The sequence below is a fragment of the Algibacter sp. L4_22 genome, assembly GCF_023473045.1.
Taxonomy (GTDB): Bacteria; Bacteroidota; Bacteroidia; order Flavobacteriales; family Flavobacteriaceae; genus Algibacter.
The window spans coordinates 133,010-156,418 of sequence record NZ_JAMCOK010000007.1; the positions used below are offsets into that span (position 1 = coordinate 133,010).

At 32.8% G+C, this 23,409-nt stretch carries 20 protein-coding genes; 13 read left to right on the forward strand and 7 right to left on the reverse strand.

Features of this window, described 5'->3' with window-relative positions; all coding sequences use genetic code 11:
• Positions 1-144: 144 nt before the first annotated feature.
• The 7 genes from purH to murI all read left to right on the forward strand — a co-directional run bounded on the left by purH (position 145) and on the right by murI (position 8,907).
• Positions 145-1,677 carry a bifunctional phosphoribosylaminoimidazolecarboxamide formyltransferase/IMP cyclohydrolase gene (gene purH, locus M4I23_RS17155; RefSeq protein ID WP_249755208.1) on the forward strand — a complete coding sequence of 511 codons (1,533 nt, stop codon included), beginning with the start codon at positions 145-147 and terminating at the stop codon, positions 1,675-1,677.
• Positions 1,678-1,872: 195 nt separating this feature from the next.
• Complete coding sequence (locus M4I23_RS17160) at positions 1,873-2,901, forward strand: rod shape-determining protein (protein WP_158845373.1); 1,029 nt, start codon at positions 1,873-1,875, stop codon at positions 2,899-2,901.
• Positions 2,902-2,925: 24 nt separating this feature from the next.
• Positions 2,926-3,747: a rod shape-determining protein MreC gene (gene mreC / locus M4I23_RS17165; protein WP_158845376.1), complete on the forward strand. Its 822-nt coding sequence runs from the start codon at positions 2,926-2,928 to the stop codon at positions 3,745-3,747.
• A gap of 495 nt (positions 3,748-4,242) precedes the next feature.
• Positions 4,243-6,180 (forward strand): penicillin-binding protein 2, encoded by a 1,938-nt coding sequence (mrdA, locus tag M4I23_RS17175; protein ID WP_158845379.1) that lies wholly within the window; start codon positions 4,243-4,245, stop codon positions 6,178-6,180.
• A complete protein-coding gene (gene rodA, locus M4I23_RS17180) occupies positions 6,180-7,457 on the forward strand; it encodes a rod shape-determining protein RodA (RefSeq protein WP_158845382.1) in 1,278 nt (425 codons plus the stop codon). Before mrdA ends, rodA begins: the two co-directional genes overlap by 1 nt.
• A 33-nt stretch (positions 7,458-7,490) precedes the next feature.
• Entirely contained in the window at positions 7,491-8,126 is a 636-nt protein-coding gene (def, locus tag M4I23_RS17185; RefSeq protein WP_249755209.1) for a peptide deformylase, read from the forward strand.
• A 1-nt stretch (position 8,127) separates the two neighbouring features.
• Positions 8,128-8,907 carry a glutamate racemase gene (gene murI, locus M4I23_RS17190; protein WP_249755210.1) on the forward strand — a complete coding sequence of 260 codons (780 nt, stop codon included), beginning with the start codon at positions 8,128-8,130 and terminating at the stop codon, positions 8,905-8,907.
• Between the two features lie 158 nt (positions 8,908-9,065).
• On the opposite strand, the gene M4I23_RS17195 is transcribed toward murI, so the two are convergent.
• From M4I23_RS17195 to M4I23_RS17205, 3 genes are read right to left on the reverse strand one after another with little or no spacing between them, the layout of a single operon-like run.
• Complete coding sequence (locus M4I23_RS17195; protein ID WP_158845390.1) at positions 9,066-9,581, reverse strand: gamma carbonic anhydrase family protein; 516 nt, start codon at positions 9,579-9,581, stop codon at positions 9,066-9,068.
• A 49-nt stretch (positions 9,582-9,630) separates the two neighbouring features.
• A complete protein-coding gene (locus M4I23_RS17200; RefSeq protein WP_158845393.1) occupies positions 9,631-10,365 on the reverse strand; it encodes a LytTR family DNA-binding domain-containing protein in 735 nt (244 codons plus the stop codon).
• Positions 10,366-10,377: 12 nt separating this feature from the next.
• Positions 10,378-12,558, reverse strand: coding sequence for a histidine kinase (locus M4I23_RS17205; RefSeq protein ID WP_306799997.1), 2,181 nt, complete (start codon positions 12,556-12,558; stop codon positions 10,378-10,380).
• 218 nt (positions 12,559-12,776) lie between these two features.
• On the opposite strand from M4I23_RS17205, the gene M4I23_RS17210 reads away from it, so the two are divergent.
• On the forward strand, positions 12,777-13,946 hold the full coding sequence (locus tag M4I23_RS17210; RefSeq protein WP_249755211.1) for a vWA domain-containing protein: 1,170 nt from the start codon (positions 12,777-12,779) through the stop codon (positions 13,944-13,946).
• A 214-nt stretch (positions 13,947-14,160) separates the two neighbouring features.
• On the opposite strand, the gene M4I23_RS17215 is transcribed toward M4I23_RS17210, so the two are convergent.
• Entirely contained in the window at positions 14,161-15,165 is a 1,005-nt protein-coding gene (locus M4I23_RS17215; RefSeq protein ID WP_249755212.1) for a type IX secretion system membrane protein PorP/SprF, read from the reverse strand.
• A gap of 172 nt (positions 15,166-15,337) precedes the next feature.
• Between M4I23_RS17215 and M4I23_RS17220 the strand changes: the two genes are divergently transcribed.
• The 5 genes from M4I23_RS17220 to M4I23_RS17240 all read left to right on the forward strand — a co-directional run bounded on the left by M4I23_RS17220 (position 15,338) and on the right by M4I23_RS17240 (position 20,043).
• On the forward strand, positions 15,338-16,240 hold the full coding sequence (locus tag M4I23_RS17220; RefSeq protein WP_158845402.1) for a NifU family protein: 903 nt from the start codon (positions 15,338-15,340) through the stop codon (positions 16,238-16,240).
• A gap of 84 nt (positions 16,241-16,324) precedes the next feature.
• The gene (locus M4I23_RS17225; RefSeq protein WP_158845405.1) at positions 16,325-16,525 is read left to right on the forward strand and encodes a dodecin family protein; all 201 of its coding nucleotides are present in this window, start codon (positions 16,325-16,327) and stop codon (positions 16,523-16,525) included.
• Between the two features lie 199 nt (positions 16,526-16,724).
• Entirely contained in the window at positions 16,725-18,761 is a 2,037-nt protein-coding gene (locus M4I23_RS17230) for a thioredoxin domain-containing protein (protein WP_249755243.1), read from the forward strand.
• Between the two features lie 15 nt (positions 18,762-18,776).
• Positions 18,777-19,130: a DUF1304 domain-containing protein gene (locus M4I23_RS17235; protein ID WP_158845409.1), complete on the forward strand. Its 354-nt coding sequence runs from the start codon at positions 18,777-18,779 to the stop codon at positions 19,128-19,130.
• 88 nt (positions 19,131-19,218) lie between these two features.
• Positions 19,219-20,043 (forward strand): mechanosensitive ion channel family protein, encoded by an 825-nt coding sequence (locus tag M4I23_RS17240; RefSeq protein WP_158845412.1) that lies wholly within the window; start codon positions 19,219-19,221, stop codon positions 20,041-20,043.
• An 85-nt stretch (positions 20,044-20,128) separates the two neighbouring features.
• Here the strand turns inward: M4I23_RS17240 and tsaB are convergent, their stop codons facing one another.
• The 3 genes from tsaB to M4I23_RS17255 all read right to left on the reverse strand — a co-directional run bounded on the left by tsaB (position 20,129) and on the right by M4I23_RS17255 (position 23,402).
• Entirely contained in the window at positions 20,129-20,806 is a 678-nt protein-coding gene (gene tsaB, locus M4I23_RS17245) for a tRNA (adenosine(37)-N6)-threonylcarbamoyltransferase complex dimerization subunit type 1 TsaB (RefSeq protein ID WP_249755213.1), read from the reverse strand.
• Between the two features lie 138 nt (positions 20,807-20,944).
• Entirely contained in the window at positions 20,945-22,288 is a 1,344-nt protein-coding gene (locus M4I23_RS17250; RefSeq protein ID WP_249755214.1) for a TolC family protein, read from the reverse strand.
• Positions 22,281-23,402 carry an efflux RND transporter periplasmic adaptor subunit gene (locus tag M4I23_RS17255; protein ID WP_158845419.1) on the reverse strand — a complete coding sequence of 374 codons (1,122 nt, stop codon included), beginning with the start codon at positions 23,400-23,402 and terminating at the stop codon, positions 22,281-22,283. Before M4I23_RS17255 ends, M4I23_RS17250 begins: the two co-directional genes overlap by 8 nt.
• Positions 23,403-23,409: the final 7 nt, after the last annotated feature.

Below are 23,409 nucleotides of genomic sequence, written 5' to 3' on the forward strand. Positions count from 1 at the left end.
GAAAAATGACGTGTCTTTTTTAAGAATTCGCAACCCGTTTTTTAAAGTAAAATAAGTACTTTTGCAATTATTTTAAATTTTCAGTATAACAGACTGAGAAACAATAAAATTTCACATAAAAAAGGACTCTTAAACACAACACTAATGAGCAACGAAAAAACCATTAAATCGGCCCTAATTTCTGTATTTAGTAAAGACGGATTAGAACCTATTGTAAAAAAGTTAAACGAGCAAGGCGTAACCATTTATTCTACTGGTGGCACCGAAAAATTTATTAACGATTTAGGTATAGACGTTGTTCCTGTAGAAGAAGTTACCTCTTACCCTTCTATTCTTGGTGGTCGTGTAAAAACATTACACCCTAAAGTTTTTGGAGGTATTTTAAATAGACAAAACCATGCTGGTGATGTTGCTGAATTAGCTGAATACGAAATCCCACAAATTGACGTTGTAATTGTTGATTTATATCCATTTGAAAAAACAGTAGCTTCTGGAGCTAGTGAACAAGATATTATTGAAAAAATTGATATCGGTGGTATTTCTTTAATTCGTGCAGCGGCTAAAAACTTTGCTGATGTAATTTGTGTATCATCAGTTGATGATTATGCTGAATTTTTAGACGTTATTTCAGAAAACCACGGTAGCATTTCAGAAGAAAACAGAAAACGTTTTGCCGGAAAAGCATTCAACGTTTCTTCTCATTACGATACAGCCATTTTTAACTACTTCAACAAAAATAATGAAGAGACTGTTTTAAAAATTAGCGAGACAAACGGTAAAACTTTACGTTATGGTGAAAACCCACACCAAAAAGGATTTTTCTTCGGAAACTTCGATGAGTTATTTACTAAACTTCACGGGAAAGAATTAAGCTACAACAACCTTTTAGATGTTGATGCAGCCGTTAACTTAATGAACGAGTTTAAAAACGATGCGCCAACATTTGCTGTTTTAAAACATAATAACGCTTGTGGTTTAGCACAACGTGATACATTGCACCAAGCCTATGTTGATGCTTTAGCTGGCGATCCAGTTTCTGCTTTTGGTGGCGTTTTAATTAGTAACAAAGAAATTGATTTAGCTACAGCTGAAGAAATACATAAATTATTCTGTGAGGTAGTTATTGCGCCGTCATTTGCTCCAGATGCGTTAGTAGCATTAAAAGGTAAAAAGAACAGGATTCTATTAGAAATTCATAATATTGAAATGCCTAAAACAAATGTAAGAAGTTGTTTAAACGGTGTTTTAGTTCAAGACAGAAATAATATTACAGATCAAGCTGAAGATTTAAAAACAGTAACAACTTTAGCGCCAACAAGCGAACAAGTTGAAGATTTACTTTTTGCCTCTAAAATTTGTAAGCATACAAAATCTAACACAATTGTTTTAACAAAAAACAAACAATTGTTGGCAAGTGGAACAGGACAAACTAGTCGTGTTGATGCTTTAGAGCAAGCCATACATAAAGCACAAACTTTTAAATTCGATTTAAATGGAGCTGCTATGGCAAGTGATGCTTTTTTCCCTTTCCCTGATTGTGTAGAAATCGCTAAAAATGCTGGTGTTGCTTCTGTTATACAACCAGGTGGTTCTATAAAAGATCAATTAAGTATCGATTATTGCAATGATAATAATGTGGCTATGGTAATGACAGGAACTCGTCATTTTAAACACTAATTCTTACAGACGGTTTAAACACCCTTTTCTATAATAAGGGAGTGTTTAAACCGTCCGTAATTAAATAAACTACGTATAACCTTAGAATACTTTTGATAAACCTAATTTTGAATGCTTTAAAACTCAAAATATTTGGTAACTTTTAGTACTTTTACGGGATTCGTATTTCAAACCACAATAAATTTTTAATAGCACATGGGATTTTTTGACTTCCTTACCGAAGATATAGCCATAGATTTAGGTACCGCAAACACACTTATTATTCATAATGACAAGGTTGTTGTAGACGCACCATCTATCGTAGCACGAGATAGAGTTTCTGGTAAAATTATTGCCGTTGGGCAAGAAGCCAGTTTAATGCAAGGTAAAACCCATGAAAACATTAAAACCATTCGTCCTTTAAAAGACGGTGTTATTGCAGATTTTGATGCTTCGGAACAAATGATAAGTATGTTTATAAAAAACATACCTGCATTAAAAAAGAGGTTTTTCACACCTGCTTTACGTATGGTAATTTGTATACCTTCGGGAATTACAGAAGTGGAAATGCGAGCGGTAAAAGAAAGTGCAGAACGTGTTAATGGTAAAGAAGTTTACTTAATTCACGAACCTATGGCTGCTGCAATTGGTATTGGCGTAGATATTATGCAACCAAAAGGAAACATGGTTGTGGATATAGGAGGTGGTACAACAGAAATTGCGGTTATTGCTCTTGGAGGTATTGTTTGCGACAAATCGGTTAAAATTGCAGGTGATGTATTTACCAACGATATTGTGTATTACATGCGTACACAACACAATTTATATGTTGGTGAACGTACTGCGGAAAAAATAAAAATACAAATTGGTGCTGCAACTGAAGATTTAGAGTTACCCCCAGAAGATATGAGCGTTCAAGGACGTGATTTATTAACAGGGAAACCTAAACAAGTATCTATTTCTTATAGGGAAATCGCGAAGGCTTTAGATAAATCTATTTTACGTATCGAAGATGCAGTTATGGAAACCTTATCTCAAACGCCTCCAGAATTAGCTGCCGATATTTACAACACTGGTATTTACTTAGCTGGTGGTGGATCTATGCTTCGTGGTTTAGACAAGCGTTTATCTTTAAAAACAGATTTACCGGTTTACATTGCCGAAGATCCGTTACGTGCAGTAGTACGTGGTACTGGTATTACACTTAAAAACTTACCTAAATACAAAAGTGTATTGATAAAATAAAAGCATAATATAGGTCCATAACGCATGCAACAGATTATTAATTTTATAATAAGAAACAAAAATTTTTTGTTGTTCTTTTTGCTGTTTAGTATTTCTATAGTTTTTACTATTCAATCGCATTCGTACCATAAAAGCAAGTTTATAAATTCAGCCAATTTTTTAACGGGTGGTGTTTATAATTCGGTCAATAATATTTCGGATTATTTTAGTTTAAGATCCCAAAACAATTTATTAGCAGAAGAAAATAAACATCTTAAATCACTTTTATATAATAGCACGGAAAATGACTCTATTTATATAGACAGCCTAAGCTTTAAAAATAAATACAAATTTACTTCGGCTAATATTATTAAGAACAGTTATTCCTTATCTGATAACGTCCTTCTTTTAAACAAAGGAAAAAACGATAGTATTCAAGAAGATTTTGGAGTTATTACAAGTCAAGGTATTTTAGGAATTATAAATAAAACAAGTAAAAATTTCGCAACTGTTATTTCTATTTTAAATACAACGAGTAATATTAGCGCCAAGTTAAAAAAAAGCAATCATTATGGATCTTTAAAATGGAATGCAAAAAACCCAAGATTAACCCAACTTGTCGATATCCCAAAAATAGCAAGTTTTAAAGTAGGAGATACTATTGTAACCTCAGGGCTTTCATCTATTTTCCCTAAAGGTATTCCAATTGGTACGGTTAACGATTTCAAACTCGATAATAACGAAAACTATTATGAAATAAACGTATTGCTATTTAACGACATGACAAATATTGAGCATGTTTACATTATAGAAAACACAAATCTTCCTGAAATTAATAACCTCATAAACGGCAATAGTAATGAATAGTGTATTTTTCGCCCAAGCTAGCCGCTTTATATTACTTGTGTTTTTTCAGGTATTAATATTCAACCACATTAATTTTTTAGGCTATATAAACCCATACATATACATCCTATTCATTGCTCTTTTTCCTGTTAGAAATAATCATATAGTTATTCTTTTTATTAGTTTTTTCTTAGGGTTATGTATCGATCTATTTTTAGATACAGGTGGTATTCACGCAGCAGCATGTGTATCTATTGCCTACATAAGACCTATACTTTTAAAATCGTCATTCGGAATGATTTATGAGCATCAAACGATCAGGTTTAATGCTGTAGATTTCGGACCAAAACTAACTTACATTTCATTACTTACCTTAATACATCATCTAATTTTATTTAGTTTAGAAATATTTAGCATTTCAAAAGTAATTTTAATACTCCAAAAAACGTTATTCTCAAGTATATTCAGTATTATATTGATTATTCTAATTACAATTATTTTTAGCAGAAAAACTAAATGAGGCAATTTTTACTTTTTATCTCCATCATTCTTGTTGGTGTTTTATTCATTTCTAGGCTTTTTTATCTTCAAGTGTACAGCTCGAATTCTGATAGCTTATATGATGATAACGCCATTAGAAAAGTTTGGGATTACCCCAAGCGTGGTTTTGTGTATGATAGAAACGGAGAACTTCTAGTTTCCAATCAACCATCGTACGATGTTATGGTTATTCCTCGTGAAGTAGAAGCATTAGATACTTTAGAATTCTGTAATCTTTTAAAAATTGATAAAGAAAAATTCATAAAAACATATAACAAAGCACGCCGTTATTCTCCCAGATTATCGTCTGTTTTTGTATCGCATCTATCCAAATCAGATTATGCTGTTCTACAAGAGAAAATGCGAAAATTTAAAGGCTTTTATATTCAAAAACGTTCTCTTAGACATTATGAAACTACTATTGGCGCCAACGTTTTAGGCGATATTGGAGAGGTTAACAATGCCATTATAAATCGTGATGATTATTACAAAATGGGTGACCTTATTGGAAAACAAGGTATCGAGGCATCTTATGAGAAAACATTACGTGGTGTTAAAGGCTTGAAATTTATCCAAAAAGATCGATTTAATCGAAATATTGGTCCTTATAAAGATGGTGAATTCGATATTATTCCTGAACAAGGTAAAGACATAAAAATTACTATCGAGGCAGATTTACAAGCTTATGGCGAATTGCTTATGCAGAATAAACGCGGAGGTATTATTGCCATAGAACCATCATCCGGAGAAATTTTAGCGATGATTTCTGCACCAACTTACGATCCTAATATTTTAGTAGGAAGAAATCGCTCTAAAAATTTCACAAAACTCTACAACGATTCTATAGCAAAGCCACTTTTTAACAGAAGTCTTCAAGGTGTTTACGAGCCTGGATCCCCTTTTAAATTAATGAATGCTTTAATTGCTTTACAAGAAAAAGTGATAACACCAGATGAAACGGTAACCTGCTATGGCGGCTATAAATACGGAAATCGCTTTATGAAATGCCACTGCCACAGTGGTACTAGAAATGATTTAGTTTCGGGTATTCAACGATCTTGTAACGCCTATTTCGCTACAACATATAGAAAAATTTTAGACAAAAATGGAAATGCTTCCGAAGGTATTGACACATGGAGTAACCATGCCAAAAGTTTTGGTTTAGGCGAATTCCTTAACAATGATTTATATGTAGGGCAAAAAGGTAGAATTCCCGATAGAGCTTACTATAAGAATATTTACCCAAACACTTTTTACTCCACATATACCATTTCTAACGCTATTGGTCAAGGTGAAGTTGCAACCACACCAATTCAATTGGCAAATATGGCAGCTGCTATTGCAAACCGCGGATATTATTACACACCTCATATTATAAAAAACATAGAAGGCGAAACTCTTCCAGATCAATTTACAAAACCTAAAAAAACCACGATAGATAAACAAAATTTCGATCCCGTTATAGAAGGAATGTATCAAGTTTATAAAAAAGGTACTGCTGCATCTTTACAAGTAAAAGATATTGATATTTGCGGAAAAACAGGAACCGTAGAAAACTTTGTTAAAATTGATAGTATAAAAACACAACTTACCGACCATTCTATTTTTTTAGCTTTCGCTCCAAAAGACAACCCAAAAATAGCCATTGCCGTTTTTGTCGAAAACGGATATTGGGGAAGTCGTTTTGCGGGTCGTATTGCTAGTTTAATGATCGAAAAACATATTAAAAAAGAAATTACGAGAAAAGATTTAGAAGAATGGATTTTAAACCATAGTTTAGAAAACGAATATGCCAAACCCTATTCTGGCGAACCTTTTAAAATAAACGGTCAAACAAGCTTGCAAACTGTTGATCATAAAGAATACAACCGACTAAAAACACAGCTGAATAAAATTAATAAAACAGCAAATTAATGGTTAGAGACACTAACAGACATTTTAAATTCGATTGGATTACCATTTTTTTATTCTTTCTTTTGGTTGGTTTTGGATGGCTGAATATTTTATCGGCATCACATACCGGGATCACTTTAGATTATTTCGATTTAGACCAACCTTTTGGAAAACAACTTATTTTCATTTTTTTAACCTTCGGTTTAATTATTCTGCTCTTAGCCATCGATGCAAAGTTCTACGAGCGTTTTTCTAGCATTATTTACATCATTTCCATGTTATCCTTAGTTGGACTCTTTATATTCGGGAAAAACGTAAATGGAGCGACCTCTTGGTATGCCATTGGAGGAATGACACTACAACCTAGTGAGTTCGCTAAAACAGCTACAGCTCTAGCCGTTGCAAAATACATTAGTGATTTAAATACCAACATAAAAAACTTTAGCGATCAAATTAAAACGTTTGCTATTATCATAACGCCTGCGATTTTAGTCTTACTGCAAAACGATACGGGAAGTACCATTGTTTACGGGGCATTCTTTTTTGTTCTGTACCGTGAAGGATTACCAAAATTCTATTTAACCATAGCTGTTTCGGTTATTTTACTTTCTATTTTATCTTTAAAATTTGGACCAATAATCACATCAACAATAGCCATTTTAATCCTTACTGCTTATCACTTTTTAAATAAAAGAAAACTTCGAATCTACCAATTAGCATTGATTCTCATCGCGGCATTATCAGTCGCTTTTGGCGTAAAATTCTTTTATCAAAGTATTTTACAACCACATCAACAAGACCGTATAAGCCTATGGTTGCGTTTAGAAAAGGACCCCGTGAAACTGCAGCGCATGAAGCAAACTTTTGCTTACAACCTTAACGAATCGGAAAAAGCCATAAGTTCTGGCGGTTTTTCAGGAAAAGGCTTTATGGAAGGCACGCGAACCACAGGTAAATTTGTACCCGAACAACACACCGATTATATTTTTAGTACTGTTGGAGAAGAATGGGGATTTCTTGGTAGTTCCTTCGTAGTTATCATTTTTGTTTTGCTCCTGCTCCGCATTTTACACTTGGCAGAACTACAAAAATCGCAATTTAGTCGCGTTTACGGCTATAGCGTTGCCGCTATAATCTTTATCCACTTTCTTATTAATATAGGTATGGTTATGGGTTTAATTCCAACCATTGGTATTCCGCTACCTTTATTTAGTTATGGTGGTTCCGGGCTTTGGGCTTTCACTATTTTAATCTTTATTTTTATTAAATTAGACTCCAATAAAATCAACGAATGGTAAATTACTAATCGCTATATTTTTATATTTACTATAATGAAAAATCTGTTTTTAATACTATCAATAATACTCACTTTAGCAGCATGCTCAAGCAGTAAAACCGTTATTAAACAAAGCTTTTCTACTAACCAAGTAAATTTAATTACAAGTTTCGATAGCTTAACACCCATGCGGGTTTATAAAATAACGGACAAAAAAGATTCACTTTTACTACGCTCAAAAAGTTTGTATATAAAACCCGATCTAAACAATATGGTTCTTAAAACCTTTGTAAATAGATTATTCGCTACAGTTAGAGATAGCATATCCATGGGAGTAGGTATTGCAGCTCCACAAGTTGGTATTCTAAAAAACATTATTTGGGTACAACGTTTCGATAAAGAAAACCTGCCGTTTGAAGTTTATTTAAACCCCAAAATAATCAACTATTCTAGCACGAAACAATCGGTAAAAGAAGGTTGCTTATCCATTCCAAATCGTAGCGATATGCTTAACAGCCGTTCCCTATCAATAGATATTGAATATGATACTATGAATGCCGAACATAAAACGGAAACTATAACGGATTTCACAGCTGTTATATTTCAGCACGAAATAGATCATTTAAGTGGCATTTTATATTTAGATCACCTAGAAAAAGAAATCCGCGACGCCAAAAACAACAAGGATTAAGATGAATAAAAATCCTATAGGTATATTCGATTCTGGAGTTGGCGGCACTTCCATTTGGAGAGAGATTCACAATCTTCTACCTAATGAAAATACGCTCTATTTAGCCGATAGTAAACATGCTCCTTATGGCCCTAAGGGAAAAGATACCATTATAGATTTAAGCATAAAAAATACAGAGTATTTAATTAAACAAAACTGTAAAATTATTGTTATTGCGTGTAATACAGCAACAACAAACGCTATAGATTATCTTCGAGAAAATTATAAAATTCCTTTTATAGGTATAGAACCAGCGATAAAACCGGCTGCCTTGCAAACCAAAACAAATGCTATTGGTATTTTAGCGACCAAAGGCACATTAAGTAGTTCACTGTTTTCTAAAACAGCGGGTATATTTGCCAAAGGCGTAAATATTATAGAACAAGATGGCGAAGGTATTGTAGATCTTATTGAAAATGGAAAATTAGAATCTCCAGAAATGACATCGTTATTAAAAACCTACCTCAACCCGATGATAAAGGCTAACATAGACTACCTTGTTTTAGGTTGCACGCATTATCCTTATTTAATGCCACTACTCCTGGACATTTTGCCAAAGCATGTAAAAATCATAGATTCGGGTCAAGCCGTAGCTCGCCAAACCAAAGCCATTTTACAACAAAATAATTTATTAAATACTGAAATAAATATTCCTGAAAATCGATTTTTAACCAACAGAAACCCTGAAGTTATGTATTCTGTTTTAAACGAAGCTTTTACTATTGAAGTTTCTAATTTTTAATGATACTAGAAACTTCAATAAATTACCACCCGACTAAATCTCTAAGAAAAACCATAACAGATGGCTGCGTTAGGGATTGAACGGCATGTTTAAGCTCCCCGACCAAAGGAAGGGAGCGAGTAGTGAAAGCCCGACCCTTTTCGGGTAACGCCCAAAGACTATTCTTTAAACCAACTTGAATATTTAATATAATTATCGGCTATGCGGTTAATTTCACCAGAAATAAGTTCTTGGCTAATGTCCTTTACTTTTTTAGCGGGAACACCGGCGTAAATACTACCAGATTCTACGTGTGTATTTTTGGTTACTACGGCTCCAGCGGCAATAATACTGTTACTTTCGATAACGCAATCGTCCATAATAATACTACCCATACCAACCAAAACATTATCGTGAATGGTACAACCGTGCACAAGTGCATTATGCCCAATGGACACATTATTCCCAATGGTAGTAGGCGATTTTAAATATGTAGCATGTATTACAGCTCCATCTTGCACGTTTACTTTGTTACCCAATTTGATGTAGTGTACATCGCCGCGGATAACGGCATTAAACCAAATACTACATTGTTTCCCTACCGTGACATCACCAACTATCACTGCATTTTCAGCTATAAAACAATCGCTAGGTATTTGTGGAGATTTTCCGTTTATGGTTTTTATTATAGACATAATTTTTATTTTTTCAATGTTACGCTTTCGCGGAAAGTATTCTGCTAATTTATTTAAAATATGATAATAATTGCGCTTTTTTGGATGCAGAAACCATAATTTCTTTTCCGTTGCTAAGCAAGACGCTTCCGCCCTTTCCTTTTAAGTATTTCACGACTTCATTTACGTTTACTAAATACGATTTATGTACACGTGAAAAACTAGAATTAGCCAAGGCTTCCTCGAAATATTTTAAGGTTTTACTAACAACTTTCTTTTTATCGTTATTTAAATATATTTCGGTGTAATTATCATCGGCTTTGCAATATAGGATATCGGCTGTGTTTAGGATTTCGAAACCATCGAGTTGCGGAATGGTGATTTTCCCACTGATACTATTTGTTTTAGGAACTAAAATTTCATCTTGTAAAGCGTTTTCTTTTGTTTTTATTTCTGTAACGTAATCGACTGCTTTTATAAGTTCATCAATAGAAATAGGTTTCATTAAATAATAACTTGCATGAACGTTTAATGCCTCGATTGCGTAATGATTATATGCGGTTACAAATACTGTTTCGAAATTAACATCGCCAACCTTATCCAGTAAATCGAAGGCATTTCCGTATGGCATTTCTACATCTAGAAATACTAGATCTAATTCGTTATTACGGATTAAAACCAAAGCTTCTTCAACGTTAGAGGCCTCACCTAAAACAACAACGTTTGGGCAATATTTTTTGAGATAATTTCTTAATATTTCTCGGCTAGTTTCTTCGTCTTCGACGATTATCGCAGTTAGTTTCATTTTTGTTTTATTTTAATCTTTTTTCAATGTAACAACAACTTTAGTTCCAGCATCTTCTTCATCTTGAAAATCACTAACCAAAACATCTACTTTATCTTTATACATAGCATTTAAAATAGATACTCGCTTTTTGATATTCCCCATACCTTTGGAGTTCTGCTTTTGTTGATGCTCGGTTTTTAAAGCTTTAGATTTTTCGCGACCAATACCATCATCCGTAATGCTAATCGTTATTTCATCTGGGTTAGATTGCGCAATTGCAATTTCTAAATTTCCTTTTGTTTTTTTATAGCGTAAGCCATGCCAAACAGCATTTTCTATATAAGGCTGCAACAACATAGGCGGAATTACAAAATCGTTTACATTTATATTCTCATCCACTTTTATGGTATAATCAAACTTGTCTTTAAATCGAAAATGTTCAAGTTTAGTGTATAATTCTAAAAGTTTAATTTCTTTTTCTAACGGAATAAAATCTTGTTCGCTATTTTCTAAAACGGCACGCATAAGTAATGAGAAATCTGTTAAATATTTATTTGCCGTTCGCTCGTCATTCGATGCTATAAAGCTATTTACAGAATTAAGCGCATTAAAAATAAAATGAGGATTCATTTGGCTTCGCAAGCTTTTCAAAGCTAATAAATTATTCGCTAAACGCTGTTGTTTTATATATTTGAACATTAAAAAAGCAGCAAGTAAAAGCAAAACTAAACCACCAATTAATGAATAAATAATAAGTTTTTGACGTTTAGTTTGTTCGGTAGAGAGTTGATATTTACTTTCTGATAATTCACGATCGCTTTCTAAACTTGTTATACGGTTTTGTTTACTCGCAAGTTCTTTACTAAAACGAGCTGCCTGTGATATTTGCTGTTCTTTTTTCGCATAAACCTGATCTACTAAATCCACATAATTCTGAAAAGCTTTTAAAGATTTCTCATAATCTTCTGCAGTTTCATAAACTTCAGATAGTTTTCGAGTAGCATCCTTTCTAACAATTAAATCTTCCTTGCTTTCTGCTTCTTCAATACTTCTTTCAAGATAACTTATCGCATTTCCTACATCGCCTTGGGAGGCATACGCATTACCAATTTTATAATTTTGTTTTTGCGGTGTTAGTGGACTTTCATTATCGAAAACCGAATCGACTTCAATTTCATTAATAGTGCTTAATGCTTCTTTTCTTAATTGAATTTCTTCGGAATAATCGCTAATATCATTTTGAAAATCTGCCACTTTCAATTTTTCTGAAACAGCTCTTTTTTTATTTTCGCTATTAGCTAAGTCTAATGATTTATAAAAAAACCCTTTGGCTTTTTCCGAGTCGCCTTTTGCGCTATAAGCCTTTGCTATTTTAGAGTTTAAATCGGTTTCTTTGGGTTTAATTAAATGGCTTTGTGCTACGTATAATCCTTCCTTATAATTTTCAATAGACTTATTAAAATCTTTGGTTAACAAATACACATCGCCCAAGCCTTCGTAAAGCGATACTAATTGCCAATTAGTGAGTTCCTTTTTATCTAGCTCATTATAGGTTTGAATACTTTCTTGATAATTTTTATTGAGTTTATAAGCGTTTGCTAATTTCAAAGATACCTCGTTCGTTTCTGTACTCTGCAGGCTTATTCTATAGTCTGAAACTGCCAAATCGTATTGCTTCCAATAAAAATAAACATCGCCTAAAGCTTCATAAGCAATACTATTATCTTTTGAAGAGTTTGTTTCTGCTAAAGCTTCGGATATAAACTGAATACTTTTTCTAGCATCTTTTTTTAAATAATTATCAGCCGAATCTATAAGTGATTTAAAGGATTCTGGATTACTGCGAGATCGTTTGCTGTATTTTGATAATACTCTATCTTCCTTATTGGTTTCTACTTGCACTTCAATACGCTCATTACTTTTTATAGTGTAATAAACGGTTTCAAAATCTTTATGTCTTATGGTGAGTTCGTCACCCTCTCGAACTTCAATTCTGAAATCACCCATGATATCGGTTGTGGCATATCCGCCACCATTAACTTCAATATTTACATCTGCAATTGGTTTTCGGGTTTCACTTTCAATCACCGATCCTCGGACTGTAAACCTTGAGCCTTGGGTATTTAAAGTATTGCCACTCTGCGCCAAAACTAGCGAGCCGAACAGAACAAAGCTTAAAATGGATATATGTTTAAAAAAAGTCTTCATCATAATTTTTACAATGATAAACTTACGCACTTTACTTGGTATAATAAAATGATGGTTTTAGAAATAGCAGCCTTTTTTCGACCTAAAGGTTAGGTTTACGCATTTAAAAATTGGTTTCACTCATTGAAACACCACTGTTACGCATTCTTGTTTTATTATGAAGGGGTTTGATTTTAACTTTACAGTATTGAAGTAATTCTCATTCAAAAAACAAAAACACTATGAAATCACACTTAAAAACATTAGCCTTTTGCACAGCATTAATAGGTTTAACCTCTTGCAATGCTAACACAAAAAAGCAACCAGAACTTTATGCAGAACATAAAGTGGAGCAAACAGTAGAACATAAAGAGCCCAATAAACAATTTATTAAAGTGGCGCTTTTATTAGATACTAGTAATAGCATGGATGGTTTAATAGATCAAGCTAAAGCACAACTTTGGGATATTGTAAACGAACTCTCTTACGCTAAATGTGGTAACCAAAAACCGAATTTACAAATTGCGTTATACGAATATGGTAACGATAATTTAAACGGAGATGAAGGTTACATTAAACAGGTTTTAGAGTTTAGTGATGACTTGGATGATATTTCTAAAGAATTATTTTCTTTAACTACAAATGGTGGTGAAGAATATTGTGGGCAAGTAATTCAAACATCCTTAAATCAACTTAATTGGGGTAAAAACCCTGATGATCTTAAACTTATTTTTATTGCAGGAAACGAGCCTTTTACACAAGGTAAGGTGAATTATAAAGATGCATCTACCAATGCAAATGAAAAAGATGTTACGGTTAACACTATTTTTTGTGGTAATTACATGCAAGGTATTTCTACCAAATGGCAAGCTGGTGCAGAATTAACGCATGGTGATTATATGGCTATTGAGCAAAATACTAAAACGGTACATATTGCATCGCCTTATGATGATGCCATTTTAATTTTGAATAAAAAACTGAATAAAACTTATGTAATTTATGGTGCCAAAGGTGAACGCAAAAAAGAAATGCAAGCTGAACAAGATAACAATGCCGCGGGTTATAGTAAAGCGAATGCTGTAAGTAGATCGGTTAGTAAAAGTTCTCATTTGTATAAAAACAAATCTTGGGATTTAGTGGATGCAGACGAAATGGAGGAGGTTGTTATTTCGGATTTAAAAGATGATGCCTTGCCTCAAGAATTAAAAGGAAAATCGGCTACTGAAATTAAAAGCTATATTGAAACAAAACGTAAGGAACGTGAGAGTATCCAAAATGAAATTCAGGAATTGAATGAGAAACGTAAAGATTATGTTTCAAAGCAAAAAACAGAAAGTGATAATGGTTTAGAAAACGCTATGACTAATGCTATTAAAGCTCAAGCTGAAAAGAAAAACTATAGCTGGAAATAGTATATTAATTAACTTCGATGTACTGCCGCTGCAATTAGTGCGTGAGGGATTGAACGGCCTGTTTAAGCTCCCCGACCAAAGGAAGGGAGCGAGTAGTGAAAGCCCGACACCGACCAAAGGAGGTGACACGCCCAAATAGAAATGATTATAACCAATAAATCCCGCCAAACACTGGTGGGATTTATTTATATATGTTGAACTGTTATTCTTATTTTTAATTAACCGCTGGACAGTTACAGTGGTATGCTTCTTTACGACAATTAAAGTTATAACCTAGCGTGAATTGGTGGAAGCCACCGTTTGTGAACACCAAAGAATTTGATTGGTATGTGTAGGTATAAGCAAACATGAATTCGTTAAAGTTGACACCCAAAATTGGTGTAATTTGCTGTAATTTTTGACTCTTTTTAGAATTACTGCTTGTTAAATACTCCGCTCCATCACTACTTTGACGGTATGAAATTCCTCCCCAAACTTTACCAAAATCCATTTGTTTATAAGCTTTAGCATTAATATCTAGACCGCCTTCTTTTGTAGCATCACGATATTGAAACATTAATGAAGGTTCGTAACTCCAAGTACTTCCATATTTACCAAAAACAGCTCCTAAAGAAAATAGGTAACGTCTTAAATTACTCGTAATATTTGTGTCTGAATTTATTCCTGAATTTTTAATTAAATTCTTTATTGTACCATGTGCATAATAATCTAAAAATTGGTAAGAGAAACCAAAGTCTAAATTAAAGTTTGTTTCACTTTGTACGGTGCCGTCTATTATTGGATCTGGACCATCGAAAAGAAATGATGTTTCGTCTAATTTATATTGAATTATTCCGGCGCTTAAACCAAAAGAAAGCATATTTAAATCTACTGGAGAACGCGAAAACATAAGGTGATGTGCATAGGTTGCATAAGCTCCTGTTTGCGAATGATATCCGTTTTTATCGGTATATAGGATACCTCCAACTGCCGATGGTGTATCACCAATTCTGCTACTTACACTCATGGTCATTAACTTTGGAGCATCGTCTTGCCCAAACCATTGTTGTCTAGCTGTAAGACGGAGTTTAGCACAATTTGCGGCACCTGCCATTGATGGGTGAATTAAATAATAATTATCGGTTAAATAATCGGTGTAAATTGGTAATCCTTCTTGAGAAGTTGTCAAGTTGGAACACAACATTGCCGTAATTACAATAAAAATATATTTTAATTTCATAATCGTTACACGTGGTATATTTGCTATTATAAACGCCCAAATTCTAAAAAAATTACAACCTTAAACTTATAACGAAATCTACACTTTGTTAAGTTCTATAATCGGGCAACAAAACTCAAATATATGGATATCTAAAGTTTTCTTTTAGTATTTTTGTAAAAAAATAGCTAAAATGAGTAATTTTAAGGTTTCCGTTAGGGAAACATCTAACGATAATATAGTAAAATTTGAGTTAAATCAATTTATTACACAGCATCAAAGTTTTGAATTTAATAATATTGACGAAGCAAAAAGTTCTCCTTTAGCTCAACAATTATTTTATTTACCGTTTGTGAAAAAAGTTTACATTTCGGGTAATTTTATTGCTGTTGAACGTTACAGTATTGTGGAATGGAAGGATGTGCAAGATGAAATGGCGGAACAAATTGAGGTCTATTTAAATGATAATGGTATTGTAATTGAAGAATCGGCAGCGCCTAAAAAAGTTCCGGTTACCGTTTATGCTGAAAGTACACCAAACCCAGCCGTTATAAAATTTGTTGCTAACAAGAAAATAGTAACTGCACTTTTCGAATTCACCTCTATTGATGATGCTAAACTTTCGCCTTTGGCTACAGAGTTGTTTCATTTTCCGTTTGTAAAAAGTGTTTTTCTAGATGAAAACTATGTATCGATTACAAAATATGACATCGCAGAATGGGAAGGAATCACTTTAGAACTTCGTGAATTTATTAGAAGTTATATTGAAGATGGAAAAGAAGTAGTTTTACCAGAAGCGGCAGAAACTATGAAAAAATCGACAGAACAAGTCGATACGCATTTTGATACGCTTGATGACACCTCTAAAGAAATTATAAATATTCTTGAAGAGTATGTGAAACCTGCTGTTGCCAGTGATGGTGGTAATATTCAGTTTATATCTTATGATGCAGAAACTAAAAATGTAAGCGTACTTTTACAAGGCGCTTGTAGTGGTTGTCCTTCATCTACTTATACATTAAAAAGTGGTATTGAAAATATGCTGAAAGAAATGCTACCTGGAAAAGTTGCTATGGTAGAAGCTGTTAACGGCTAAGAAAATGACGTTATAATTTATTTAAGGTCTTATTTTTAGTTATCTTTAAGGTAAACTATTTTTTAACTAAATAAATTTTATATCATGGCAGTACTAAAAGTAATTGAAGTTTTAGCAAACTCAGAAAAAAGTTGGGAAGATGCAACTAAAAAAGCAGTAAAACACGCATCAAAAAGCGTTAAAAATATTCGTTCTGTATATGTTCAAGAACAAAGTGCAAGCGTTAAGGATGGCGAAGTAGCAGACTTTAGAGTAAATGTAAAAATTACTTTTGAAGTGAACTAAATTCATTTTAAAAACAAAAAATTTAAGCGTTCTATAATTTATAGGACGCTTTTTTTATGCCTTTATTTTTAATAAAACACACCTTTTTAATAACACAAGGCATTTAACAATATTTACTTAACTTTGAGACATGAAACACCTTCTATTACTTGTATTTTTTATTTTAATTATGGGCTGTAAAGGTCAAAATTCCAACCCAATGACACATAAATACACTAATGAACTCATACACGAGACTAGTCCGTATTTACTACAGCACGCTCACAATCCCGTAGATTGGAATCCTTGGAACGATAAAACATTAGCTAAAGCCAAAACCGAAAATAAATTAATTCTATTAAGTGTTGGTTACGCGGCTTGCCATTGGTGCCATGTTATGGAACACGAAAGTTTTGAAGATAGTTTGGTAGCACAAGTAATGAATAAAAACTTTATAAACATAAAAGTAGATCGCGAAGAGCGCCCAGATGTAGATCAAGTTTATATGAACGCTGTACAACTGATGACGGGAAGTGGCGGCTGGCCCATGAACGTAATTACCCTACCCGACGGCCGACCTGTTTGGGGTGGCACATATTTTAAAAAAGAACAATGGCTGGATGCCTTAGGTCAAATTTCTAAATTATATACTAAAAACCCCGAAAAGCTGATAGAATATGCCGATAAATTAGAACATGGCATAAAATCTATGGATGTTGTTAAAGTAAATACCGACGAACCCGTTTTTAAAACCGAATTTATTGCAGAAGCAGTCTCTGAATGGTCTAAACAATTCGATCACACATTTGGAGGTTTAAGCCGTTCACCTAAATTTATGATGCCAAATAACTATCATTTTTTATTGCGCTACGCTTATCAAACAAACGACGAAAAGCTTCAAGACTACGTAAATCTTACGCTTAAAAAAATGGCTTACGGTGGTGTCTTCGATCAAATTGGTGGTGGTTTTTCTAGATATTCAGTAGACAGTAAATGGCACGTGCCTCATTTTGAAAAAATGCTTTATGATAACGGTCAACTTGTTAGTTTATACGCCGACGCCTATTTAATTTCAAAAAATGAATTATATAAAAATGTAGTCGAAGAAACCTTAGCATATATAAAACAAAACATGACTACCGAAAATGGGGCCTTTTATTCCTCACTCGATGCCGATAGTCATAACTCGAAAGGTGAACTGGAAGAAGGTGCTTATTACGTATGGAATCAAGAAGAACTTAAAACATTAATAGCAGATGATTTTGAATTATTCTCCGAATACTACAACGTAAATAATTTTGGCCTTTGGGAACACAGCAACTATGTCTTAATCCGAAAAGATAATGATGCTTCCATTATTAAAAAACATAAAATAAATCTTGAAGATTTAGTTAAAAAGAAAAATAATTGGAAACAAATATTACTAGAAGCCAGAAACAAAAGAGAAAAACCAAGATTAGATGATAAAACGCTAACCTCTTGGAATGCTATAATGCTGAAAGGTTACACCGATGCTTATCGTGTTTTTGGCAACCCTGATTATCTTGCTTCCGCTAAAAAAAATGGAAACTTCATTTTAAATACGCAATTACAAAATGATGGTAGCTTATTTCATAATTACAAAAATGGAAAAAGCAGTATTAATGGCTATCTTGAAGATTACGCTACAACTATTGATGCTTTTCTTGCACTTTATGAAAATACTTTAGACGAAAAATGGCTAAACACCGCGAGAGATTTAGCAAACTACGCTTTCGATTATTTTTACGATGATCAAAGTGGCTTGTTTTATTTCACATCTAATAGCGATGCCTCTTTAGTGACCAGAAGTATTGATTATCGTGATAATGTAATTCCTGCCAGTAATTCTATCATGGCTAAAAATTTATTCAAACTATCTCATTATTTTGATGATGAGCATTACCGAACTACTGCCCAAACCATGTTAAATAACGTAAAACCAGAAATGCAAGACTATGCTTCTGGGTATTCTAACTGGTTAGATTTAATGCTGAATTATTCCAATCCTTTTTACGAAGTTGCCATAGTTGGTAGCAACGCAAAACAAAAAATAAACGAACTCAACAAAACTTACATTCCGAATAAACTTATTGCTGGAAGCTCTTTAGAAAACAACATGCCATTATTAAAAAACAGATTTAACCCAAGTAAAACACTTATTTATGTTTGTGTGAATCAAGCCTGTAAACTACCTGTTTCTGAAGTAAGCGATGCTAAAAACCTTCTAACCAAATAAAAAACCAAATCATACATGAAAACTCTTGCTCTTATTTTTACCATTATTGTTGCTATTGAACACATTTACTTTTTAATCTTAGAAATGTTTTTTTGGACAAAACCTAGAACCATAAAATCTTTTGGGATAAAATCGGCCGCATTTGCAGAAGAAACCAAAATATTAGCAGCAAACCAAGGCCTATACAATGGGTTTATTGCGGCAGGTATTATTTTTGCTATTCTAACAGGAAATCAATCTTTTGTGATTTTCTTTCTTATTTGTGTGACTATTGCAGGTATTTATGGGTCTTATTCTACAAAGCAGATTAAACTTTTTTATGCGCAATCTATTCCTGCAATTATTGCCCTTATATTAAGTTTAGTTTAAAATATTTAATAATTTTTTATCATAAAAAACTAATCAAAATAACATATTAGTTTTTAATTTTACAGAACAAATAAAATCAATAAAAATCATGGATTTAGAAAACTTAAAAGGGATTGACACAGGTAAATGGATTGATCTAGCCTTAGAATATGGAACTAAAATTATTGGAGCTATCCTTATTTGGATTATTGGTTCTTGGATTATTAAAAAAATATTAAAGGCAGCTCAAAAAATGATGTCCAAAGGGAATTATGATGAGAGTCTTCAAAAATTCTTATTAAACCTTTGTGGTTGGGGTCTAAAAATTGTTTTAATTATTGTTGTTTTAGGAACTGTTGGTGTAGAAACCACATCGTTTGCCGCTATTTTAGCCGCTGCAGGTTTAGCTGTTGGTTTAGCTTTACAAGGTTCTTTAGGTAATTTTGCTGGTGGTGTTTTACTTATGATTTTTAAACCTATAAAAATTGGTGATTTAATTGAAGCTCAAGGTGAACTTGGTGTTGTTAAAGAAATTGAAATTTTCACAACTAAATTAACAGGTTTATCAAACAGAGAAATTATTATTCCGAACGGATCTTTATCTAACGGAAATATAATTAACTATTCTACGGAAGGTACTCGCCGTGTAGACTTAACTTTCGGTGTTGGTTACGATTCTGATATTAAGAAAACCAAACAAGTACTTATGGATGTATTAACATCTCATCCTAAAGTATTACAAAACCCTGCTCCTACTGTAAATGTATCGGAATTAGCTGATAGCTCGATTAACTTTGCCGTTAGACCATGGTGTACAACTGCAGATTACTGGGATGTTTATTTTGGTATTACTGAAAATGTAAAAGAAGCTCTTGATGCGGCTGGAATTGAAATTCCTTACCCACACCAAGTTGAAATACATAAAGAAGCTTAAGCCTTTAGCTTAAAACTTATTAATTTAAAAAGCCCTGATAGTTAAAACTATCAGGGCTTTTTTTATATTCAAAAAACTAATTCTATTATTTTTTCTTTGGCTTTAAAGCCACAAAATCTTTTAAATAATAAGGTTCAAAATAGGCTACATCTTCAAAATCATTGTTTTGATATTTTTTAAAAGCCAAGGCACTCATTTCATTAGCCGATGGTAATTTATCTTCAATAAAAATGGCATTAGGATTTGTAATAAGTGTTTTTGTTTTCTCAACACCATTTCCTATAAAATAGACTTTTCCGTTCTGTAAATTTTCCGCGAAAGCGTTTTCATCTAAAATCTGAGCTTCAGTTGTTCTTATTTCATTATAATTAGAATCGTAAATAGCAGAATACACTTCCATACGTCGGGCATCTAACATACTCACAATAACACCATTTCCTAATTGTACTTGATAAACAAGAGCTTGTAGTGTTGGCACAGAAATTAAAGGTTTATCTAAAGCGAAACAGAGCCCTTTTGCTGTAGAAACTCCAATACGTAACCCAGTATAAGATCCAGGGCCTTTACTTATCGCTATCGCGCTTAAATCTACAGAATTAATCCCAGCTTCTTTTAAGGCTTCGTCTATATAAACATGAAGTCTTTCGGCATGCGAATAACTTTTATCGTTATCTTCTTTTAAAACAATAGTTTCACCATCTTTTGCAATGGATACCGAGCAATTTGTAGTTGCTGTTTCTATATTTAATATAAATGTACTCATGTTTTCATTTTCATTGGAATTGCAAAAATATTGTTTTTATTATTAGAAAAATATTGAGAGTCTATAAAAAGTAAAAAGGCCATCATTTAAATAAATGATAGCCTTGATTTATTATTACGAATTATACTGAATCGAAAACTAATTTACTAAAGATTTACCCATGTAAAAGTCTAATACTTTTGTTTTGAAAACAAAATCGTATTTCGCATTTATTAAAGAAGATTCTGCATTTATAAGTTGTACACGAGCTTGCTCTAAATCAAAATTCGTTAGTACACCAATATCAAAACGTTCTTTAGAGTTATTAAACGCTAAAGTTTGAGATTCTAAAGATTTCTTTGCTGCTAAATAAGATTTTAAACCGGCTTGAGCATCGGTATAAGCACGTTGAATATTAGACTCTAAATCTATTTTAGCTTGTTGTAAACGTAGTTTAGAATTATCTTCTTGAATTTTAGATTTTGCAACATTAGTTTTATTTTGAAATCTTGAAAAGATAGGAATGCTTACGCCCAAATTAAAACTGTGTCCTTTATTATTATTTAGCTGCTCTAAAAAAGCTTCTTCATTACTCGATAAATTTGAATAAAAAGCATTAGTACCAAAACCGTAGCTTAAAGATACAGATGGTAAGTAACCACCTTTAGAAATCTCGGTGTTTAATTCTGCACTTTCAATATTTTTTTCAGCAATTTTAATTTCATTTCTATTTTCTAAAGCATAATTTAAAACGGGATCTACGCTTTTATACATTACAGCTTCAGAAGGCGAATTAATATCAATTATTTCAACATTAAACCCATTGTAAGGTACTTGTAAAAGTTGTGAAAGTGATAATAATGCTAAATTAAAATTATTTTCGGCTAGTGTTACTTGTTGTGCATCTCGACTTAGAGTAGCATCGGCATCGTAAATATTAGCTTTGGGTTGCACTCCAGCATCAACTAAACTCTTAACTTGATTTAGTTGTTTTTCACTAAACTGCATTTGTGCTTGAGCAGTTTCTAAATTTTCTTTATTAAAAAGTACATTTAAATATGCGTTTACAACATTAAGCGAAATATCATCTTTAATACGACTAAGTTCTAGCTCATTAGTTTCACGATTTAAAAAAGCCGATTTGCTATTATTTAAGTTTCTAAAACCATTGAAAACCGTTTGCGAAACACTAAGTCCAGCGTTTGTGGAATGACTGGTTCTATTTGCAAAAATACCTTCCGCAACCAAAGAGGTTCCTAAACTTAAACCTTGAGAGACACTACCACTTACTGATGGCAAAAATTGTCCCTTAGCGGCAATTATATCTTGATCGTTCGTAAGAAGTGAATTCTCAGCTTGTTTAATCGTGATATTATGTTCCAAAGCATGATTTACACAAGCTTCTAAGCTCCACAACTTCTCTTGTGAAAATGATGTAACTGAACAAGATAAAACAGCTAAGAATAGTGCTTTCTTTAAATTTTGCAGTGTAATATTATTCATCTTCGTCCTCATCTTCGTTATCTTTTGATGCTTTATTCCAAACCTTAATCTTATCGCCTTCTTTAACGCCTTCTAGTATTTCTACATTTATACCATCAGACAGACCTAACTCTACGTTTTCTTTACGGTATTTGTTATCTCCTTCAGATATTTCAACAAAAGGTTTTTCTGTAATTCTATTATACTGCAGTAAAGCTTCTCTAATAGCCAAAACACTATCCTTAGCTTCAATATCAATTTCTGCATTGGCGCTATACCCTGCTCTAATATTTGTAGTAGAATCTATTTCAACATCGGCTTTAATAGTAAACTGTACCGCTCCGTTTTCTTCAATACCTTTTGGTGCAACAAACGTTAATTTTGCAGGAAATTCTTTATTAGCAATAGCTCCTAAAACAACTTTAATCACTTTACCTTCTTTTAACTTTCCTACTTCAGCTTCATCAACTTTACCTTCAAAAATCATTAAACTCATATCTGCAATAGTAGCAATAGTTGTTCCTGCATTAAAGTTATTACTTTGAATGACTTGATCGCCTTCTCTTACCGGAATCTCTAAAATAGTACCAGGAATTTGAGCAACAATATTGGTGTTTGCAGAGCTTCCTCCAGAAATAGAACCACGCTTAATGATTTGATAATCGTTTTGCGCTTGTCCGTAAGTTTCTTTGGCTTGATTGTAACCTAACTCACTGTTCTCAAAGTCTTGCTTAGAAATAACACCTTTTTCGAAAAGAGCTTTGTTTCTATTGTACAATACTTTTGCGTTCTCAAAAGATAATTTAGTAGATGATATACGGCTACTTGCACTTACCAAACTTTGCTCGTTTGGTACCACTCTAATAGTAGCAATTAAATCTCCTTTTTTAACCTTGTCTCCTTCTTCAACTAAAATTTTATCTACAATACCAGGAATTTGAGGTTTCAATTCAATCTCCTCCTCTGGGTTTAATTTCCCTGTGGCAACTGCTTTTGTATTAATTGATGTGTAAAAAGGTGACTCGACCTTAAACTCTTCAATACCTTTAGAATTTGCATCCTTAAAATACTTTAATACAAAGGCTAATAGTAAGATGACTACTATTACTGCAATAATTTTTACTGTTTTTTTCATTTTTTTG

Bases quoted from the DNA above. Each gene is read 5' to 3' on its own strand.
- purH (WP_249755208.1), top strand. From the start codon at position 145: ATGAGCAACGAAAAAACCATTAAATCGGCCCTAATTTCTGTATTTAGT.
- M4I23_RS17160 (WP_158845373.1), top strand. From the start codon at position 1,873: ATGGGATTTTTTGACTTCCTTACCGAAGATATAGCCATAGATTTAGGT.
- mreC (WP_158845376.1), top strand. From the start codon at position 2,926: ATGCAACAGATTATTAATTTTATAATAAGAAACAAAAATTTTTTGTTG.
- mrdA (WP_158845379.1), top strand. From the start codon at position 4,243: ATGAGGCAATTTTTACTTTTTATCTCCATCATTCTTGTTGGTGTTTTA.
- rodA (WP_158845382.1), top strand. From the start codon at position 6,180: ATGGTTAGAGACACTAACAGACATTTTAAATTCGATTGGATTACCATT.
- def (WP_249755209.1), top strand. From the start codon at position 7,491: ATGAAAAATCTGTTTTTAATACTATCAATAATACTCACTTTAGCAGCA.
- murI (WP_249755210.1), top strand. From the start codon at position 8,128: ATGAATAAAAATCCTATAGGTATATTCGATTCTGGAGTTGGCGGCACT.
- M4I23_RS17195 (WP_158845390.1), bottom strand. From the start codon at position 9,581: ATGTCTATAATAAAAACCATAAACGGAAAATCTCCACAAATACCTAGC.
- M4I23_RS17200 (WP_158845393.1), bottom strand. From the start codon at position 10,365: ATGAAACTAACTGCGATAATCGTCGAAGACGAAGAAACTAGCCGAGAA.
- M4I23_RS17205 (WP_306799997.1), bottom strand. From the start codon at position 12,558: ATGATGAAGACTTTTTTTAAACATATATCCATTTTAAGCTTTGTTCTG.
- M4I23_RS17210 (WP_249755211.1), top strand. From the start codon at position 12,777: ATGAAATCACACTTAAAAACATTAGCCTTTTGCACAGCATTAATAGGT.
- M4I23_RS17215 (WP_249755212.1), bottom strand. From the start codon at position 15,165: ATGAAATTAAAATATATTTTTATTGTAATTACGGCAATGTTGTGTTCC.
- M4I23_RS17220 (WP_158845402.1), top strand. From the start codon at position 15,338: ATGAGTAATTTTAAGGTTTCCGTTAGGGAAACATCTAACGATAATATA.
- M4I23_RS17225 (WP_158845405.1), top strand. From the start codon at position 16,325: ATGGCAGTACTAAAAGTAATTGAAGTTTTAGCAAACTCAGAAAAAAGT.
- M4I23_RS17230 (WP_249755243.1), top strand. From the start codon at position 16,725: ATGACACATAAATACACTAATGAACTCATACACGAGACTAGTCCGTAT.
- M4I23_RS17235 (WP_158845409.1), top strand. From the start codon at position 18,777: ATGAAAACTCTTGCTCTTATTTTTACCATTATTGTTGCTATTGAACAC.
- M4I23_RS17240 (WP_158845412.1), top strand. From the start codon at position 19,219: ATGGATTTAGAAAACTTAAAAGGGATTGACACAGGTAAATGGATTGAT.
- tsaB (WP_249755213.1), bottom strand. From the start codon at position 20,806: ATGAGTACATTTATATTAAATATAGAAACAGCAACTACAAATTGCTCG.
- M4I23_RS17250 (WP_249755214.1), bottom strand. From the start codon at position 22,288: ATGAATAATATTACACTGCAAAATTTAAAGAAAGCACTATTCTTAGCT.
- M4I23_RS17255 (WP_158845419.1), bottom strand. From the start codon at position 23,402: ATGAAAAAAACAGTAAAAATTATTGCAGTAATAGTAGTCATCTTACTA.